This is a genomic window from Agrobacterium sp. 10T429 (assembly GCF_056393925.1).
The window spans coordinates 322,628-337,220 of record NZ_JBFTGV010000002.1 but is presented as its reverse complement, the minus strand read 5'-3'; the positions used below and the strand labels follow the sequence as shown (position 1 = coordinate 337,220).

13 protein-coding genes are annotated in these 14,593 nt (G+C 58.5%); 7 read left to right on the top strand and 6 right to left on the bottom strand.

Going from position 1 to position 14,593, the window contains the following annotated elements; translation table 11 throughout:
* Positions 1-91: 91 nt before the first annotated feature.
* A complete protein-coding gene (hemN, locus tag AC1DCP_RS06625; RefSeq protein ID WP_025593527.1) occupies positions 92-1,441 on the bottom strand; it encodes an oxygen-independent coproporphyrinogen III oxidase in 1,350 nt (449 codons plus the stop codon).
* A gap of 212 nt (positions 1,442-1,653) precedes the next feature.
* Between hemN and fnrN the strand changes: the two genes are divergently transcribed.
* Positions 1,654-2,379 carry a transcriptional regulator FnrN gene (gene fnrN, locus AC1DCP_RS06620; protein ID WP_003515395.1) on the top strand — a complete coding sequence of 242 codons (726 nt, stop codon included), beginning with the start codon at positions 1,654-1,656 and terminating at the stop codon, positions 2,377-2,379.
* Between the two features lie 384 nt (positions 2,380-2,763).
* On the opposite strand, the gene AC1DCP_RS06615 is transcribed toward fnrN, so the two are convergent.
* Positions 2,764-3,186 (bottom strand): hypothetical protein, encoded by a 423-nt coding sequence (locus AC1DCP_RS06615; RefSeq protein ID WP_476774192.1) that lies wholly within the window; start codon positions 3,184-3,186, stop codon positions 2,764-2,766.
* A gap of 138 nt (positions 3,187-3,324) precedes the next feature.
* Between AC1DCP_RS06615 and AC1DCP_RS06610 the strand changes: the two genes are divergently transcribed.
* From AC1DCP_RS06610 to AC1DCP_RS06585, 6 genes are all read left to right on the top strand, one after another.
* Positions 3,325-5,184, top strand: a complete 1,860-nt coding sequence (locus tag AC1DCP_RS06610; RefSeq protein ID WP_065687340.1) for a PHA/PHB synthase family protein — start codon at positions 3,325-3,327, stop codon at positions 5,182-5,184.
* A gap of 31 nt (positions 5,185-5,215) precedes the next feature.
* Positions 5,216-5,935 carry a DNA/RNA nuclease SfsA gene (sfsA, locus tag AC1DCP_RS06605; protein ID WP_065687339.1) on the top strand — a complete coding sequence of 240 codons (720 nt, stop codon included), beginning with the start codon at positions 5,216-5,218 and terminating at the stop codon, positions 5,933-5,935.
* 31 nt (positions 5,936-5,966) lie between these two features.
* Positions 5,967-6,800, top strand: coding sequence for a type I methionyl aminopeptidase (gene map, locus AC1DCP_RS06600; RefSeq protein WP_025593534.1), 834 nt, complete (start codon positions 5,967-5,969; stop codon positions 6,798-6,800).
* A gap of 12 nt (positions 6,801-6,812) precedes the next feature.
* Entirely contained in the window at positions 6,813-7,658 is an 846-nt protein-coding gene (radC, locus tag AC1DCP_RS06595) for a RadC family protein (protein ID WP_013636211.1), read from the top strand.
* 146 nt (positions 7,659-7,804) lie between these two features.
* Positions 7,805-8,227, top strand: coding sequence for a TadE/TadG family type IV pilus assembly protein (locus AC1DCP_RS06590; protein ID WP_003515401.1), 423 nt, complete (start codon positions 7,805-7,807; stop codon positions 8,225-8,227).
* 1 nt (position 8,228) lies between these two features.
* Positions 8,229-9,968, top strand: a complete 1,740-nt coding sequence (locus tag AC1DCP_RS06585; RefSeq protein WP_476774191.1) for a TadG family pilus assembly protein — start codon at positions 8,229-8,231, stop codon at positions 9,966-9,968.
* A 67-nt stretch (positions 9,969-10,035) separates the two neighbouring features.
* Here the strand turns inward: AC1DCP_RS06585 and AC1DCP_RS06580 are convergent, their stop codons facing one another.
* The 4 genes from AC1DCP_RS06580 to rpiA form a co-directional block, all read right to left on the bottom strand.
* Positions 10,036-11,412 (bottom strand): class II 3-deoxy-7-phosphoheptulonate synthase, encoded by a 1,377-nt coding sequence (locus AC1DCP_RS06580; protein ID WP_065687336.1) that lies wholly within the window; start codon positions 11,410-11,412, stop codon positions 10,036-10,038.
* A 250-nt stretch (positions 11,413-11,662) separates the two neighbouring features.
* The gene (gene gor, locus AC1DCP_RS06575) at positions 11,663-13,051 is read right to left on the bottom strand and encodes a glutathione-disulfide reductase (protein ID WP_065687335.1); all 1,389 of its coding nucleotides are present in this window, start codon (positions 13,049-13,051) and stop codon (positions 11,663-11,665) included.
* 168 nt (positions 13,052-13,219) lie between these two features.
* On the bottom strand, positions 13,220-13,786 hold the full coding sequence (locus AC1DCP_RS06570; protein ID WP_013636215.1) for a DUF2059 domain-containing protein: 567 nt from the start codon (positions 13,784-13,786) through the stop codon (positions 13,220-13,222).
* 16 nt (positions 13,787-13,802) lie between these two features.
* Positions 13,803-14,498 carry a ribose-5-phosphate isomerase RpiA gene (gene rpiA, locus AC1DCP_RS06565; RefSeq protein ID WP_003515412.1) on the bottom strand — a complete coding sequence of 232 codons (696 nt, stop codon included), beginning with the start codon at positions 14,496-14,498 and terminating at the stop codon, positions 13,803-13,805.
* Positions 14,499-14,593 lie beyond the last annotated feature (95 nt).

The following is a 14,593-nucleotide window of genomic DNA, read 5'->3' as shown; positions in this document are numbered from 1 at the left end:
AATATCCTGTCTGACGCACCACATAGGCAAGTCGCACAAAAAAGCCAATGGTTTCGTGACGTAACTTTGAAATTTGCCTTAAAACTGTTGCCTAAACAGCAACCGAATGACGGCCGCGTCCGCTGCCGAGATAGGCGTCAAAGGTTGCCGCGATATGACGGACAAAGGGTTTTCCCGCCTCCGTCACGGCAAAAACATCGCCATCCATCCGCACCACACCGTCCCTGTCGCCGCCAGCGAAAAGCTGCGCCTCCATGCTGACGGAATGGCTGGCCTTGCCGAAACGCCGCTTCAAATCGCCCAGATCGAGCGAAAAATCGCACATCAGCCGCTCGATGACATAGGAGCGCAGGTGATCCTCGTCAGACAATTCTATTCCCTTGAGAACCGCGAAACCACCCTCGCCCACCATCCGCTGATATTCCCCTGTCGCCACCATGTTCTGCACGTAGCCCTGGGGCAACCGGCCGATCGCGGATGCACCAAGCCCGATCAGGGCATCAGCCGTGTCAGTGGTGTAGCCCTGAAAATTCCGCCGCAGCTCCCCCGTCTCGACCGCCCGGCTCAGAGTGTCGGCGGGCTTGGCAAAATGATCGATCCCGATTGCCCGGTAACCCGCCTTGCCGAGCATCTCCGCCGCCATCGTCATCTGGCGGTAGCGCTCGGCAATATCTGGCAATGCCTGCTCAGGGATCAGCGACTGGTGTTTTTTCATCCACGGAACATGCGCATAACCGAACAGCGCGATCCGGTCGGGGTCGAGTGAGATGATCTGGTCAACCGTCTGTTGCAATGTCTCGCAGGTCTGGAACGGCAGGCCATAGAGAATGTCGCAATTGACCGAGTGAACGCCCCTTGCCCGCACGGCATCTACCACCGATTCCGTCTGCTCGAAGGTCTGAATCCGGTTGATGGTTTTTTGCACTTTGTCATCAAAGTCCTGCACACCGAGGCTCGCGCGCGTCATGCCGATGACGGCAAGCGCGTCATAGCGACTTTCGTCAAGATCGTTCGGGTCCATTTCCACGCTGATTTCGGGCGCCAGACCAAAGGTGAAATGGCGTCTTAGACAGTCCATCAGGCCCACCATGTCTTCAGGCCTCAGCATAGTGGGAGAACCGCCGCCAAAATGCACCGCGCTGACCACTGCATCGGGGGAAACAAGCGAGCCGACGGCTTCTATCTCCCGCCTAAGTGCCTCAAGATAAACGGCAATCGGCTCGTATTTCAGCGTGTGCTTGGTGTGGCAGGCACAGAACCAGCACAGCCGGTCGCAATAGGGAATATGCAGGTAAAGCGATATCCGGTTCCTGTGGCCAAGCTCGCCGAGCCAGCGGCGATAGGTGCCATTATCGATTCCCTCGTGAAAGTGCGGCGCGGTAGGATAGCTCGTGTAACGCGGCACGGCGCCCGAATATTTGCGAAGAAGTTCGGTTTTCATCCCCGGATTTGCCTTTTATCAAGAAAATGTCGATTTCCTCCCCTTGAGTAACGGCTGCGACAGTTTGCAACTTTGACTTCAATCAAATTGCACCTTAAGTTCTTGCTAAAGTAGACGCGGGGGCGACGACTACGCGGCGCAAGCCTTCGAAAAGACCGGATTTTACACCTGCGGTCGCATTCGTCCCTTAAAGCCAGCATCGGAAAAGGCTGATGGACACGCTACAGAAGACCATCCACAATTCGGAATATCCCGTCGTATGCCGCTCCTGCGAGGCGCGTCACGGTGGTCTTTGCAGCACGTTGACGCCGCAGCAGCTCTGCGACCTCAACCGTCATTCCAGCCGTAAGAAGCTGGAAGCGGGCAACGAGCTGCTTGCCCAGGGGGAGCTCGTCAGCTCCTACGGCAACATTCTCAACGGCGTGGTGAAGCTCTCGAAGATGATGTCGGATGGCCGCCAGCAGATCGTCGGCCTGCAATTTGCACCGGATTTTCTCGGCCGCCCGTTCATGGCGGAAAGCAAGATGACGGCGGAAGCCGCAACCGATGTGGAAATCTGCCTGTTCCCGCGCCGCATCGTCGACCGCATGGTTTCCGAAGTGCCGGATATGGAACGCAAGCTTCACAGCCAGTCTCTGAAGGAACTGGATGAGGCGCGCGACTGGATGCTGACACTTGGCCGAAAATCGGCACAGGAAAAGGTTGCCAGCTTCCTTTATATGATCGCCACGCATATCGATCCGGAAAAGGACGATAAATCAACGTTCGACCTGCCGCTATCGCGCGCAGATATAGCCGATTTCCTTGGTCTCACCATCGAAACAGTTAGCCGGCAAATGACTAAGCTGCGCAAGGAAGGCACGATCAGCATCGAGAACAACCGTCATATTACAGTGCCGGACCTCGATATGCTCAGCGAAGCCGCCGGAAACGACTGACCGGCGTCTTTCAACTTTTCATCGTCCCTGCGGCGCTGACGTTCCGATGTTGATGTACGGCGCCCGCGCCTGCGCGGGTGCGAGCGCAAAACCGGCAAGAACCAGCAAAGCAGCGATGCATCTCATGATATTTCACCCTGTCTACCGCTTTTTCAGCGGCCTGTTTGTTATGACCGCATCATAAGCGGCAAAGCGCATCCATCCGCTTAACATCTTCAGTAAGCATATGGTTCAAAGGCAGGGTAAATAAGGGGTTATGAGAGCGGCTTGGTAATAGAATGAAGCACAAGGATTGCCGTTATCCTCGGCCTTGTGCCGAGCGAATCTCGAGATCCACAGGTTGTCGATTCTCGGTAAAGGCCCCAGAACGACGAACGGAAAACCTCACTGCGTGACAGGCGTCGCAACTGGCTTCTGGTTTTCGCCAAGCGCCCGCAATTCCGCGACTCGGCGTTTGTATTCAGCTTCCGAAATCTGGCCGTTGCGGCGTGCAGCACCCAGGCGCGACAGGTTCGATTCCATTTTGGACGCCTCGTCATCCCCCATCTGGCTGCCGGCAGCCGTAATCGGCGCTGAAAAGCTTGGATAGGTGCCGGTATCGCGTCTCTGGCTCACCACATTGTCGCTGACGGGGCGCGGGCCGACGATTTGGGCTTGCGGGTGGGGCATATGGGCCGGTGCGACGATCGGTGCCGGGGTCTTGCAGGCGGCAAGTACTGTAACGAGCGTGGCGCCGGAAAGCGAAAGAAGGGCGATCCTTCCAGCGTTTTCCGCAAATCTTCCCCATGTACCCATGTGCTTGCCCATCGTCATGTTCCGCCTGTAAGGATATCGCCGATATCGAATTCGACTGCGGTTCGGCTCTTCGTGGCCTCCCCTTGCTGGTGGAACTTGTATTCGTTTTCATGCAGAATGTGCAAACACAAATTTGGTGGAGGACAGCGCATGGCAGGTGTTGACGGCGGGGCAGAGAAAAAGGGTGGCAAAACGCCCGGTTTCGACGCTACATCCGCCGAGGCTTACCTGATCCGCGACCCGGAAGCCTTTGCGGTCAACATCGCCCGCGCGCTGGAAAACCTCGGCAAAGCCGCGTCCGAATGGCTGGCACCCCGCGAACGCGGTGAAATTCCGCAGACCAGCGCCGATCCGATGACCGACATCGTCAAGACGCTGTCCGACGTCGCCGAATATTGGATGGCTGAACCGAAGCGCTCGCTCGAAGCGCAGACCTATCTGCTTTCCAGCTATTACGATCTGTGGACAAAATCGGTGGCGCAGTTTTCGGAAGATGCCGATTCCCGCTCGGAAAAAGCCGCGGAGACCGGCCCGGCAGAGCGAAAGAACAGGCGTTTTGCCGACGCGGACTGGCAGGCCAATCCATTTTTCGATTTTCTCCTCAAAGCCTATCAGACCACCGTCGGTTTTGCCGACCGGATGGTTATGGAAGCCGAAGGGCTGGACGAGCACACCCGCACCAAGGCGTTGTTTTACATGCGCCAGGTGACGGAAGCCCTCTCGCCGGCCAACTTCGTCTTCACCAATCCGCAGGTCTTCCGCGAGACGGTCGCGTCCAGCGGCGCCAATCTCGTCAAGGGCATGGCACAGCTTGCCGAAGATGTCGCGGCCGGCCACGGCCATCTGAAACTGCGCCAGACCGATTACAGCAAATTCGTCATCGGCCAGAACATCGCCATCACACCAGGCAAGGTGGTTGCCAAAAGCCCGCTCTGCGAGATCATCCATTACGCGCCGACGACGAAAAAGGCCTTCAAACGGCCGCTGCTCATCGTGCCGCCGTGGATCAACAAATTTTATATCCTCGATCTCAACCCACAGAAATCCTTCGTTAAATGGTGTCTCGATCAGGGTCACAGCGTGTTCATGGTCTCGTGGATCAACCCGGACGCCAGGCTGGCCGACAAGGGTTGGGAGGACTATATCCGCGAAGGTATCGATTTTGCCCTCGACACGATCGAGGAGCAAACCGACGAAAAGGAGATCAATGCCATCGGCTATTGCGTCGGCGGCACGCTTTTGTCTTCGGCCCTGGCATTGCATGCGCAGGAAGGCAATGAGCGCATTCGCAGCGCCACACTTCTCGCCGCCCAGACGGATTTCATCCACGCGGGCGACCTCAAGGTCTTCATCGACGAAGGCCAGCTCGCCGCGCTCGACAGGCACATGCAGGCCGTCGGTTATCTCGATGGCTCGATCATGGCCACAGTCTTCAACATGCTGCGCGCCTCCGATCTCATCTGGCCCTATATGGTCGATAATTATCTGCGCGGCACGGAACCCCTGCCCTTCGATCTCCTCTACTGGAATTCCGATTCGACCCGGGTGACCGCTGCCTGCCATTCCTTCTATCTGCGCAATTGTTATCTCGACAACAATCTCGCCCGCGGGCTGATGCGCGTGGCGGACAAGCGGATCAACCTCGGCGACATAAAAATCCCCGTCTATGATCTCGCCACMCGCGACGACCATATCGCGCCAGCGAAATCGGTCTTCAAGGGGGCGGCACTGTTCGGCGGCCCCGTGGAATTCGTGCTCGGCGCTTCCGGCCACATAGCCGGTGTGGTCAATCCGCCGCAATCCGAAAAATACCAATATTGGACAGGCGCATCACCATCCGGAGACTTCGATGCCTGGCAGGCCGCAGCTACGGCGCACAAGGGATCATGGTGGGTGCACTGGCAAAACTGGATCGAAAGCCAGAATGGCGAGAAGGTAAAGGCAAGGGCCCCGGGAGACGGCAAGCGACCAGTGCTCGGCGATGCACCCGGAACCTACGTCCTGTCCTGACCCCGCCCCCACCTCTCACCTTTCAGGCCACATGCTCTTCACGCCCCCACTCGTACCCGCAACGCTGATCGCCCGCTACAAGCGTTTCCTCTTCGACGCCGTTCTGGAGGACGGCACGGCGATTACAGGCTCCTGCCCCAATACCGGCTCCATGCGCGGATTGACCACGCCCGGCTCGCGTATCTGGATGTCCGAGCATGACAGCCCAACCCGCAAGTACCGGCATATGCTGGAAATGGTCGAGGCCGATGGCACCGTGGTCGGCATCAATACCGGCATGCCGAACCGGCTGGCGGAAGAAGCGATCCTCAATGGCCGCATCCCGCAGCTTGCCGGCTATTCGACGATCCGGCGCGAGCAGAAATACGGCCGCAATTCCCGCATCGATTTCCTGCTTTCCGAAATTGGGCGGCCGGATGCCTACGTGGAAGTAAAAAACGTGCATTTCATGCGCGAAAAAGGTCTGGCCGAATTCCCTGATACCGCCACCAAACGCGGCGCCAAACATCTGGAGGAGCTGGGCGACGCAGCAGAGGCCGGTCACCGGGCGGTGATGCTCTATCTCATTCAGCGCAACGATTGCGACCAGATGCGCATCTGCGATGATCTGGATCCAGTCTATGCGCTGGCGTTTCAGCGGGCCACGTCGCGCGGCGTGGAGGCCTATGCGGTGAAATGCGACGTTTCCCCGGCACAAATTTCAGTCACAGGAACGGTTAAGATGGACGAATGGCGTCCGGCTGTTTTATGAACAGGGACGTAAAGAGACAGAAAGCACTATGATGGTCACCTATATCGACGCAGCCTCCGCCCCCCTCAAGAATACCGGCGTCATCCGCCTTTATACCCCTGAGGATTTCGACGGGATGCGCAAGGCGTGCCAGCTGACGGCGCGTTGCCTCGACGAACTGGCGGCAATCGTCAAGCCGGGTGTGACGACTGATGCCATCGACCGTTTCGTCTTCGAGTTCGGCGCCGACCATGGCGCTTTGCCGGCAACACTGAATTACCGCGGTTATACGAAATCCGTCTGCACCTCTATCAACCATGTGGTCTGCCACGGCATTCCGGACGCAAAGCCGCTGCGCGAAGGCGAAATCGTCAATATCGACGTGACCTATATTCTGGACGGCTGGCACGGCGATTCGAGCCGCATGTATCCGGTTGGCACGATCAAGCGCGCAGCTGAACGTCTGATGGAAGTGACCTATGAATGCCTGATGCTCGGCATCGCGGCAGTGAAACCGGGTGCGCGCACCGGCGCGATCGGCGCGGCTATTCAGGCCTATGCCGAGGCGGAACGCTGCTCGGTGGTGCGTGATTTCTGCGGCCACGGCGTTGGACGCCTGTTCCACGACACCCCCAATATCCTGCACTACGGCCGCCCGGACGAAGGCCCGGAGATTCGCGAGGGAATGATCTTCACCATCGAACCGATGATCAACCTCGGCAAGCCGCATGTGAAGGTACTTTCCGATGGCTGGACGGCAGTAACGCGCGACCGCTCCCTTTCCGCACAATACGAACATGCGGTCGGCGTAACCGCGACCGGTTGCGAAATCTTCACACTGTCGCCGGGCGGCTTTGACCGTCCGGGCCTGCCGCCACTCGCATAAGGCCAGACCGCCATGGCAAAACGCCCTGCCCCGCCTTCCGCCGATCTTCCATCGACCTCCGGCTTTCAGGCGGGAAACGGCGATCTGTTCGACGGAACGGATGAGCGCGGCTTCTTTGCCGAACCGCGAAGTGCGGTGAAGAAGACCTCGGAACACCCCGCAGCCGTTGCGGAGCCGGAAGCGGAGATCGCACACTATCACGGCCATCGGGACAGGTTGCGGGCGCGTTATCGCGACGGCGGCGATACCGCCCTTGCCGATTACGAACTGCTGGAGCTTCTGCTTTTCCGGCTGATACCGAGGCGTGATACCAAACCCATCGCCAAAGCGTTGATCGCCCGCTTTGGTACTCTTGGCGGTGTGCTTGGCGCGCCGCTGCCGCTGTTGCAGGAGGTGAAGGGCGTGGGTGAGGCCGTGGCGCTCGATCTGAAGCTCGTCGCCTCCGTTTCCCAGCGCATGCTGAAGGGCGAAATCCGCAACAAGCAGATTCTCGGCTCCTGGTCTTCGGTCATCGACTATTGCCATGCCGCCATGGCCCATGAAACCCGTGAGCAATTCCGCATCCTGTTCCTCGACAAGCGCAACGTCCTGATCGCTGACGAGGTGCAGGGTCAGGGAACCGTGGACCACACGCCGGTTTACCCGCGCGAAGTGGTGCGCCGCGCCCTTGAACTTTCCTCTACGGCTTTGATTTTAATACATAATCATCCGAGTGGAGACCCTACCCCCTCGCGTGCCGATATCGAGATGACCAAAACCATCATCGATACGGCAAAGCCGCTGGGGATAGCGGTGCACGACCACATCATCATCGGCAAAGACGGCCACGCCAGCTTCAAAGGGCTTCGGCTGATCTGAAATCCATGGGTATCAACGCGAAGGCTTTTCCTGGCCTGCAACCCATAAGAGCGACATCAATACAAAATTAACACCTATAAATTAGCATTTCCGAAAATAAGAATAAAGGCATCTGACTTTGGTGCCTGAAGAAACGGGGGTGCTTTATGCGTAATGGAGTGCATTTCCTTCGTGATCGATCCGGCTCGTCCGCTGTCGAGTTCGCCATCGTCGCGCCGATTTTCTTTCTCGTCCTGCTGACCATGATTGCCTACGGTATCTACCTGATGGCCGCCTATTCTGTGCAGCAGATCGCCGCCGACGCGGCAAGGACGGCTGTTGCCGGACTGAATACGACCGAGCGCCAGCAGTTGGCCCGTGATTTCGTCACCAAAAGTGACCTCAGCTACGCCTTCATGGACAAGACGCGTTTCACGGTCAATGTCGCCACCGATCCCGCCAATGCCAACCAGTTCACGGTCAAGGTGGAATATGACGCCCGTGATCTGCCGATCTGGAGCCTCTACAGCTACACCCTGCCCGAGCCGGTCATCCGGCGTTTTTCCACAATCCGGATCGGAGGAGCATGACATGCAAAATATCTCTTCTTTGCTTCCCCGTTTCCTGAAGGATCGCACAGGCAACATCGCCATCTCGGCCGGGCTTACCGCACCGCTTTTCATCGGCATATTGGCGCTTGGCGTCGATTATGGCTATCTGACCCTGCAGAAGCGGCAATTGCAGCAGACCGCCGATCTTGCGGCCATATCAGCGGCGGCCAATGCCGCTGATCCCGAAAAGGCGGTCCAGCAATATTTCGCCCTCAACGGCATGAATCTCGGGGTCAAGACACCGAATGGCCTCTTGACCGTGGACGGTCTTCAACCTTTCGACCCCTTGAACGAATTTGCCAAGAGCAACGGTTATGCCGAAGTCGTCAAAGGTCACTATGAGCCGGACGCGACCCTGCCTGTCGGCCAGCGTTTCGTCGAAAATGCACTTCCCACCAATGCGATGAAAGTGAATATCGTCGAAAAGGGCCAGATATTCTTTGCCTCCGCCTTCACCACGCCGCCCAAGATTTCCGCGGCCGGAACGGCCTCATCCCAAAAGATCGCGGCATTTTCGGTGGGCTCGCGACTGGCGAGCCTCGATGAAGGCGTTTTGAACAGCCTGCTCGGCGGCCTGCTCGGCACCACGGTCTCGCTCAAGGTTATGGATTACCAGGCGCTTGTGGCTGCTGATGTCAACGCGCTGCATGTCGTCGAAGCGCTGGCTGTCGATCTCAACCTGACAGCCGGCACCTACAAGGATGTCCTGAAGACGGAAATCACCTACGGCAAATTCCTGGACGCGCTGACGAAGACCACCGGCCTGCAGCCGGCTGTGGCCAACATTCTGAAGACGCTGGCAAAAACCGCTAACAAGAGCAACATCAAGCTCAAGCTTGAAGAAATCCTCAATCTCGGCCCGTTCTCGGACAAGCTGATCGGTAGCGGCGAAAACCTCAAGGTCACCGCAGGCGTCTTCGATCTTCTCAACGCCGCCGCCGTGGCAGGCAATGGCGGCAACCAGCTGGCGCTCAACCTCAACGCCAATCTCCTCGGTCTCGCCTCGGTCAAGACGACGCTCGCCATCGGTGAGCCACCCGTCGAAACGCCGTMGCTTGCCGTCGGCGGCCAGGGCACCGTGGTGCGCACCGCACAAACCCGGCTGGCGGTCAGTGTCGTGGTTGACGGGCTTCAGGCGATTGCCGGTCTGAAGGTCAATATTCCGCTCTATGTGGAAGTCGCCCATGCCGAAGCGCGGCTCGCCGACATTCGCTGCACGGGCGGCGGACAGGGTACGGTCGATGTCGAAGTCGTTCCCGGCGTCGCAGAAATCGCGCTTGGCAATGTCGATACCACGGCCTTTGCCAATTTCGGCAAGGATCCGCGCGTCACCAAGACCGCGATCGTGGATTCGGCCCTGCTCGCCATCAATGGCAGCGCCCTCATCAATGCCACGAACATGACGAAGACCAAGCTGACCTTCACCCAGTCGGATATCACCCAGGCCAAGATCAAGAGTGTTTCCACCAAGGATACCGTTACCACTCTTGTCAGTTCACTGCTGAAGAACCTCAATCTGGATATCAGGCTTCTCTTCCTAAACATCGATCTGGGAGGTCTGGCGGGCATCCAGTCAGCGCTTGCCAACACGCTCGCGGCAGTCACGGCGCCCGTGGATCAGCTGCTCTACAACGTGCTGCTGGTACTCGGCGTCAAGATCGGCGAAGCCGATGTGCGCGTCACCGACGTTCGCTGCCAGCAGCCGGCACTCGTCCAGTAATCAGGCCGACAACCATAAAAAAAGCCGCCGGCAGTATCCGGCGGCTTTTTTGTTTTATCTGCCTCTGTCAGGCACTAGCAATTGCCAGACGCTTCTCGTCCCGGCCGCTCTTCATGCGCTCGGACAGAAGGAAAGCCAGCTCCAGTGCCTGATCGGCGTTGAGACGCGGATCGCAATGGGTGTGGTAACGATCCGACAGCGAATCCGCCGTCACGGCGCGCGCGCCGCCGGTGCACTCGGTCACGTCCTTGCCGGTCATCTCGATGTGGATGCCGCCCGGATGTGTGCCTTCGGCACGGTGGATCTGGAAGAAGCTTTCGACTTCCGACAGGATGCGCTCGAACGGACGCGTCTTGTAGTGGTTGAGCGTGATGGTGTTGCCATGCATCGGATCGCACGACCAGACGACCTTGCGGCCCTCTTTCTCCACGGCACGGATGAGCTTCGGCAGGCTGTCGGCAACCTTGTCGTGGCCGAAACGGCAGATCAGCGTCAGACGACCGGCCTCGTTTGCCGGGTTCAGCGCGTCGATCAGCTCGATCAGATTATCAGGCGTCAGCGATGGTCCGCACTTCAGGCCGATCGGGTTCTTGATGCCGCGGAAATATTCCACATGCGCATGGTCGAGCTGACGCGTGCGGTCGCCGATCCAGATCATGTGGCCAGACGTGGCATACCAGTCACCGGAGGTCGAATCGACGCGGGTCAGCGCCTCTTCGTAACCGAGCAGCAGAGCCTCGTGGCTGGTGAAGAAATCGGTTTCGCGCAGGCTAGGATTGTTTTCTGCGCTGATGCCGATTGCCTGCATGAAGTTCATGGTCTCGGAAATCCGGTCAGCCAGCTTGCGGTAACGATCCGCCTGCGGGCTGTCCTTGATGAAGCCGAGCATCCACTGGTGAACGTTTTCAAGGTTGGCGTAGCCGCCCATTGCGAAAGCGCGCAGCAGGTTAAGCGTCGCCGCCGACTGGCGGTACGCGTCGAGCTGTCGCTCGGGGTTCGGCACACGCGAGGTCTCATTGAACTCGATGCCGTTGATGATGTCGCCGCGGTAGGACGGCAGCGTCACCCCATCGAGCACTTCCACGTTGGAAGAGCGCGGCTTGGCGAACTGACCGGCAATACGACCGACCTTCACCACCGGCAGCTGCGCACCATAGGTCAGGACGACAGCCATCTGCAGGAAAGCGCGGAAGAAGTCGCGGATATTATCCGCGCCATGCTCGAGGAAGCTTTCGGCGCAATCGCCGCCCTGCAACAGAAAGGCGTTGCCGTCTGCCACATTGGCAAGCTGCTTTTTCAGGCGGCGGGCTTCACCGGCAAAAACCAGCGGCGGATAGGTCGCAAGCGTGGCTTCCGTCGCCGCAAGCGCTGCCGCGTCAGGATATTCGGGAACCTGCTGGATCGGTTTCTGCCGCCAACTGCCGGGTGTCCAATTCTGTGCCATGTCCTTACCCTTTTCTCGCCCGCGCATTTGTGCACGACCGCCTCGAAAAATTGAGCGGCTTATAGCTCCAAGCACAGGCTTTGCATAGCCGATGTCAGGGCCATCGGGCCCATTCCGCCCGTTTTGGGCGTTTAACGTGCATAAAAGTCAATTCAAACGATTTAACAAACCCGCCACCACCCGGAAAACAACGGTTTTCAAGTGGTGGCGAGCCAAGCGGAGACGTGATCACGTCGCGCAAGCGACGGCGTTACACGCGCTCGCCGTTCACCACGCGGTAGCTTGGCGAATACATCGTCACCAGTTCCTCGGCCGCTGTTGGATGAACAGCCATGGTGCGATCGAAATCGTCCTTGGTGCATCCGGCCTTCAGCGTGATGCCGAGAAGCTGCGCCATTTCGCCCGCCTCGTGGCCGAGAATATGCGCGCCGACGACCTTACGGTCGGCGGCATTGACGATCAGCTTCATGATCGTCTTCTCCTGACGCCCGGACAGCGTTGCCTTCATCGGACGGAACTGCGCGCGATAGACTTCCAGTTCCGGGTATTTCTTGCCCGCTTCCTCTTCAGAAAGTCCAACCGTGCCGATTTCCGGCTGCGAGAACACCGCAGTGGCAATAAGCTCGTGGTCCGGCTTGGTCGGGTTGTTCTTGTACTCGGTTTCGATGAAGCACATGGCCTCGTGGATCGCCACCGGCGTCAGCTGTACCCGATCGGTGACGTCGCCCAGTGCGAAGATACTAGGAACGTTCGTGCGCGAATACTCATCGACGATGATTGCGCCGCGCGCATCCACCTTCACACCGGCATTTTCAAGGCCTAGACCAGGCGTATTCGGATCGCGACCGAGCGCCAGCATCACCAAGCCGACATGCAGCGAGTTGCCCTGCTTCGTCCGTGCCACAAAGCCGCCCGCACCGTCCTTGCTCACTTCCTGAATGACGTCTTCAAGAATGATACGAATGCCCTTGGCTTCCATCGCTTCATGAAGGCCCTTGCGCATATCGTGATCGAAGCGCGAAAGGATTTCCTTGCCGCGATAGATCAGCGTCGTTTCGACACCGAGTCCGTGGAAGATATTGGCGAATTCCACGGCGATGTAACCACCGCCAGCGATCAGGATCGATTTCGGCAGCTCTTCCAGGTCGAAAGCCTCGTTGGAGGAGATCGTCAGCTCGTGGCCGGGCAGCGCCTTGTGTTCGTTCGGCGTACCGCCAACGGCAATCACGATACGCTCGGCCGTGAAGGTCTCACCAGTCTTCGTCAGCTTCACGGTATGCGCATCGACAAGCTCTGCACGGCTGTCGAAAATATCGGCCTTGGCGTTATCCAGACCCTTGCGGTACAGCCCTTCGAGACGGGTGATTTCCCTGTCTTTCGCTTCAATCAGTTTTTTCCAGTCGAAACGACGCTCGCCAACGCTCCAGCCGAAACCTTCGGCATCCTCGAAATGCTCCGGAAATTGCGAGGCATAAACGAACAGCTTCTTCGGCACGCAACCACGGATGACGCAGGTTCCGCCGTAACGGTATTCCTCGGCAATTCCCACACGCTTGCCGAGTGAGGCGGCAACGCGAGCGCTGCGAACGCCGCCCGAGCCGCCACCGATAACGAAAAGATCGTAGTCATAAGCTGTCATAGTCAAAACCCCTGATCAAAACCACGTGCCATCGGCCTCAAGGCGGGCTGTGGCGTATTCATGGCACATATAGGTGCTGCGACGCACAAATGAAAAGCCCGACCTTGCGGCCGGGCTTTGAATATTTCTGAACGTGAGCTTTGGGACCCGACGCTCTATCTATTTCACTCAGGGCTTGTGAGCCGGAGCGCCACCGGTGTTGCCCTGATCGGCCGGAAGCGGCTTCAGATCAGCGCCGGCCACCTTCTGCAATTCGGTCATGCTGGAGGTGTTCAGATCGCGGTTGATGCCCGCGGCCCAGATGTCGGCAGCCTTCATCAGTTCGCGCGTGGCGATAGGGCCGTCCTTCAGAAGCTTCTTGCCGGCTTCGCTGCTGTAGAAGGTGGAGATGGCGTTCAGCTCTTCGACGGAGAAGGCGCGCGCGTAGGTGAGTGCTGCCTCGCGTTCCAGATCGGCGCGGCGCGGCGCAAGCTCAAGTGCCTTGGCGTCGACAGTCGCGGTGATCGCGTCCTGCACATTCGGCGATGCCTGAATGAGTTCGGCCTTCAGACGTTCTGCCAGACCCGGCAGGATATCATCGAAACGGTCAGTAACGCCAAGAGAGGCGATCGCCTGCCGTGCGGCGGCGATATGCGCTTCCGAAATTTCCTGAGCGCGTGCGGCAGTACCGAACACGATGCCGGAAATGAGGATCGAAGCAGCGGCAGCTTTGCCCAGTCCCGCTAGTTTGATCATGAAAATCTCGCTCCTGTTATACTGCCTGCATCACGCGGGCGCCTTCAGGACCCGCAATGATGGCAAGCGATGCCAAATTTATGAAAAGTCCGTGCTCGACAACACCGGGGATAGTGTTCAGCTCGCGTGCAAGCGCTTCTGCATCAGGAATACGGCCAAAAGATGCGTCGAGAATGAGGTGTCCACCATCCGTCATGAAGGCGCCGTCGCCCGACGAACGCATCGTCAGGTCGCCCGACAGGCCGGACCGCGCCGCCAGTTTCTCGATGGCTATCTGTGTTGCCACCTGACCGAACGGATTGATTTCGATGGGAAGCGGAAAGGCGCCAAGCGTCTCCACAACCTTGCTCTGGTCGGCGATGACGATCATGCGGGCGGATGCCGCCGCCACGATCTTTTCGCGCAGAAGCGCACCGCCACCACCCTTGACGAGTCGCAGGCCGTGATCCACTTCGTCCGCGCCATCGATGGTAAGGTCCAGTTCCGGCAACTCATCGAGGGATTTCAGCGGCACACCAAGCTCCACGCAAAGGCGCGCAGTACGCTCGGATGTCGGCACGCCTTCGACCTTCAGGCCTGCAGCAACCTTTTCCGCAAGAAGCCTGACGAATTCCTCAGCTGTAGAGCCCGTGCCGATACCAAGTCGCATCCCGTCTTGCACATGGGACAATGCGGCCTCGGCGGCCTTGATCTTCATCTGGCGGGCATCCATGTGCCTGAAACTCCGGTAGCTTTGTCGTCGCCGTGCTGTTTACACGGGTCGAAAGCCAAACGAAAGCATTTTTGCAGGCAACGAACAGAACGTTG

Coding starts and splice junctions, on each gene's coding strand:
- hemN (WP_025593527.1), bottom strand. CDS start 1,441: ATGAAAACCGAACTTCTTCGCAAATATTCGGGCGCCGTGCCGCGTTAC.
- fnrN (WP_003515395.1), top strand. CDS start 1,654: ATGGACACGCTACAGAAGACCATCCACAATTCGGAATATCCCGTCGTA.
- AC1DCP_RS06615 (WP_476774192.1), bottom strand. CDS start 3,186: ATGGGCAAGCACATGGGTACATGGGGAAGATTTGCGGAAAACGCTGGA.
- sfsA (WP_065687339.1), top strand. CDS start 5,216: ATGCTCTTCACGCCCCCACTCGTACCCGCAACGCTGATCGCCCGCTAC.
- map (WP_025593534.1), top strand. CDS start 5,967: ATGGTCACCTATATCGACGCAGCCTCCGCCCCCCTCAAGAATACCGGC.
- radC (WP_013636211.1), top strand. CDS start 6,813: ATGGCAAAACGCCCTGCCCCGCCTTCCGCCGATCTTCCATCGACCTCC.
- AC1DCP_RS06590 (WP_003515401.1), top strand. CDS start 7,805: ATGCGTAATGGAGTGCATTTCCTTCGTGATCGATCCGGCTCGTCCGCT.
- AC1DCP_RS06580 (WP_065687336.1), bottom strand. CDS start 11,412: ATGGCACAGAATTGGACACCCGGCAGTTGGCGGCAGAAACCGATCCAG.
- gor (WP_065687335.1), bottom strand. CDS start 13,051: ATGACAGCTTATGACTACGATCTTTTCGTTATCGGTGGCGGCTCGGGC.
- AC1DCP_RS06570 (WP_013636215.1), bottom strand. CDS start 13,786: ATGATCAAACTAGCGGGACTGGGCAAAGCTGCCGCTGCTTCGATCCTC.
- rpiA (WP_003515412.1), bottom strand. CDS start 14,498: ATGGATGCCCGCCAGATGAAGATCAAGGCCGCCGAGGCCGCATTGTCC.